The sequence below is a fragment of the Bacillus sp. M13(2017) genome, assembly GCF_002218325.1.
GTDB classification, from domain to species: Bacteria; Bacillota; Bacilli; order Bacillales; family Bacillaceae_G; genus Bacillus_A; species Bacillus_A thuringiensis_K.
In genome coordinates, this window is record NZ_KZ268539.1 from 1 (window position 1) to 3,392 (window position 3,392).

Here is a 3,392-nt window from a genome sequence, read left to right on the forward strand (position 1 = left end):
TTCATAAGAGCAAGCTCTTAATCCATTCGCTCGACTTGCATGTATTAGGCACGCCGCCAGCGTTCATCCTGAGCCAGGATCAAACTCTCCAATAAAGTTAGTTTGTCTAGCATCTAAAACAAAAATTGACGTTTCACGTTGTTTGTTTCGTTCAGTTTTCAAAGAACTACTTGGTCGCTCATTCGCGACTTCCTTATGTTAACATCTTCGTTTTTCAATGTCAACTAAGTTTTTCAATTTCTTTTTTGTCGTTTTCTGCGTTTCCGCATCAGCGACGGTTATTAATATATCATGCAGTAAAATGAAATGCAACACCTTTTATAAACTTTTTTTAAATTAACTACATTCCTTTTTTATTATCATATACTTAAACGAAATATCTCTTTCATTTCTAAGAGATTCCTACATATATTCTATATAAAGTCACTCTACCCAAAAACGTTTCTTTCTATAATAAACGTTTTATTTATATACGATATCATACAAGGAGGAATATATATGGACTATACCGATTTATTAATCAAACTAGGTCTTTCGGCTATTTTAGGGTTCGCCATCGGTTTAGAGCGCGAATTAAAACGTAAACCACTTGGTTTAAAAACGTGTTTAGTTATTTCTATTATCAGTTGCCTCCTGACGATTGTTTCTATTAAAGCAGCTTACAATTTACCACATACCGATCATATGAATATGGATCCACTTCGACTTGCCGCCCAAATTGTATCAGGAATCGGTTTTTTAGGTGCCGGTGTTATTTTAAGAAGAGGAAACGATAGTATTGCAGGACTAACGACTGCTGCTATGATCTGGGGCGCATCTGGTATTGGTATTGCTGTTGGAGCTGGATTCTATATCGAAGCAATTTTCGGGATGTGTTTCCTTATGATTAGTGTTGAACTTATACCGTTAACAATGAAATTCGTAGGACCTAGATCATTTCGTCAACGTGATATCGTAGTAAAACTTGTTGTGCGAAATATGGACAATATCCCAGTTGTAATTGAAGAAATAAAAGAAATGGATATAAAAGTGAAGAATATGAAGCTTAAAACGTTAGAGAATGGTTCTCATTATTTACATCTTAAATTATGTATCGATCAAAAAAGACATACTGCCGATGTTTACTATGCTCTCCAGCATCTTGAAAGTGTTCAACAAACTGAAGTGGAAAGTATGTAACGTAAAACAAACTCTCTTTATAAATTAGAGAGTTTTTCTTTTTTCTATAATGGCAACAATGAATGTAGTCCTGCAAAATAAGGAGGAATTGGCAATTGAAATCCCGTCCAAAATTAGTAGATACATTTCGTGATTCCATTATTTTTCGTTTAATTTGTTTTATTATTATACTTACCGCTTTTTCCGGCTTTCTTATACATAGATTAGAACCATCTCACTTTACCACATGGTTTGATGGAATTTGGTGGTCAATCGTTACAATTTTCACTGTTGGCTATGGTGACTTTGCCCCGCATACACTAATCGGCAAACTTATCGGTATGGGTATTATTTTATTTGGAACTGGTTTTTGTTCTTATTATATGGTGCTATTCGCCACTGATATGATTAATAAACAATATATGAAAGTTAAAGGAGAAGAAGCCGCGACTTCTAACAGTCATATGATTATTGTCGGCTGGAACGAACGAGCAAAACATGTTGTAAAACAAATGCACATCTTACAACCTAACCTGGATATCGTTTTAATTGATGAAACACTTTCTTTACTGCCAAAACCATTTCATCATTTAGAATTTATAAAAGGATGCCCCCATCACGATCAAACATTATTAAAAGCTAATATTACAACCGCTCACACTATATTAATAACTGCTGATAAAGAAAAAAACGAAAGCTTAGCTGATACACAGTCCATTTTAAATATTTTAACCGCAAAAGGGCTCAACCCAAACATTCACTGCATCGCTGAACTTCTTACTTCTGAACAAATACAAAATGCAACGAGAGCTGGCGCATCAGAAATTATAGAAGGAAATAAATTAACGAGCTATGTATTTACCGCTTCTCTTTTATTCCCTTCCATTTCAGGTGTACTATTTTCACTTTACAATGAAATCTCTGATAATAAATTACAACTGATGGAACTTCCATCTTCCTGCACCGGACAAACGTTTGCAAATTGTAGCTATACTCTTTTAAAGCAAAACATTCTCTTACTAGGTATAAAGCGCGACGAACAATATATGATTAATCCAGTTCATTCCTTTGTTCTCATTCAAAGCGACATACTCATTGTTATTCACCATTAGTAAAATGTTTTTCTAGTTCTTGCATGAGTACTTTCCCAATATCGATATACTTTCTTTTTACATCTCCATCTGGATCTTTCGGCTCAGCAAATTGATCCATTCCACTCGTTCCGGCTGTTAAAGTATTAACATGATCATCTAGTTCGTCTTGATATACGTGCGAAAGAATATACGGCGTTCCAAGACGAACTACTACACCAGGTACATCTAGTTCTCCATCAACCGCTGTAAATGGTACTCGTAAAAATTGATAGCCATCTTCTTCATCAATTTTATAATCAAAGCATCCTTTCTCATAATCCCAATTGCCGCCAATGCTATACCCAAGTGGCTTCATTATTTCTTCTAACTTATATAACGCATATGTACGTCCCTCTAAATTTGATTGAATCGGAATCAAGCCCATCCCTCCTAGACTTTTTCTTTAGCATACCCACTCTAGTTTGAATATACTAATGGACTTTTCGATGAAATAATAAAAAGCGGCCGGATTACGGCCGCTTTTTATTATTTTAAACGCTCTTCTAATTCTGCTTTTAATTCTTCAAATCCTGGTTTACCAAGTAAAGCAAACATGTTTTTCTTGTATGCTTCTACTCCAGGTTGGTCAAATGGATTTACGCCTAATAAGTAGCCGCTCATCGCACATGCTTTTTCGAAGAAGTATACAAGGTAACCAAATGTGTACTCATTTAATTCAGGAATATTGACGATTAAGTTTGGTACTCCCCCGTCGCTATGTGCAAGTAATGTACCTTCGTATGCTTTTGTGTTTACGAAGTCTACAGTTTCACCAGCAAGGTAGTTTAATCCGTCTAAATCGTTTTCTTCGGATTCGATTGTTAGTTCATGTGTAGATTTACCTACTTTAAGAACTGTTTCAAATAAGTCACGACGACCTTCTTGAACGTATTGACCTAATGAGTGTAAGTCAGTTGAGAAGTTTGCTGAAGATGGGAAAATACCTTTTTGATCTTTCCCTTCACTTTCACCAAATAACTGTTTCCACCACTCAGCGAAGTATTGAAGTGCTGGCTCATAGTTAACAAGCATTTCAATTGTTTTTCCTTTATTGTATAAAGCATTACGAACGACTGCGTATTGGTAAGCTGGGTTTTCTTC

General features: G+C 35.4%; 4 protein-coding genes and 1 rRNA gene. 2 read left to right on the plus strand and 3 right to left on the minus strand.

The genetic code is table 11. The annotated features are described in order from the left end of the window. Positions 1 to 95: ribosomal RNA gene (locus CGQ22_RS31110) — 16S ribosomal RNA — on the minus strand; the annotation flags it as partial. A 403-nt stretch (positions 96 to 498) separates the two neighbouring features. On the opposite strand from CGQ22_RS31110, the gene CGQ22_RS31120 reads away from it, so the two are divergent. Together CGQ22_RS31120 and CGQ22_RS31125 are read left to right on the plus strand one after the other, a co-directional pair. Continuing rightward, positions 499 to 1,179: an MgtC/SapB family protein gene (locus tag CGQ22_RS31120; RefSeq protein WP_000386685.1), complete on the plus strand. Its 681-nt coding sequence runs from the start codon at positions 499 to 501 to the stop codon at positions 1,177 to 1,179. Between the two features lie 95 nt (positions 1,180 to 1,274). After that, entirely contained in the window at positions 1,275 to 2,270 is a 996-nt protein-coding gene (locus CGQ22_RS31125) for a potassium channel family protein (protein ID WP_000842314.1), read from the plus strand. On the opposite strand, the gene CGQ22_RS31130 is transcribed toward CGQ22_RS31125, so the two are convergent. Together CGQ22_RS31130 and CGQ22_RS31135 are read right to left on the minus strand one after the other, a co-directional pair. Then, positions 2,257 to 2,670, minus strand: coding sequence for a YugN-like family protein (locus CGQ22_RS31130; RefSeq protein ID WP_000612342.1), 414 nt, complete (start codon positions 2,668 to 2,670; stop codon positions 2,257 to 2,259). The genes CGQ22_RS31125 and CGQ22_RS31130 overlap by 14 nt on opposite strands. A 107-nt stretch (positions 2,671 to 2,777) precedes the next feature. Further along, a partial coding sequence (locus CGQ22_RS31135) for a glucose-6-phosphate isomerase (protein WP_481747943.1) occupies positions 2,778 to 3,392 on the minus strand: 615 nt, incomplete at its 5' end.

What these genes read in the sequence shown, in the direction of transcription:
- CGQ22_RS31120 (WP_000386685.1), top strand. Translation starts at nt 499, where the DNA reads ATGGACTATACCGATTTATTAATCAAACTAGGTCTTTCGGCTATTTTA.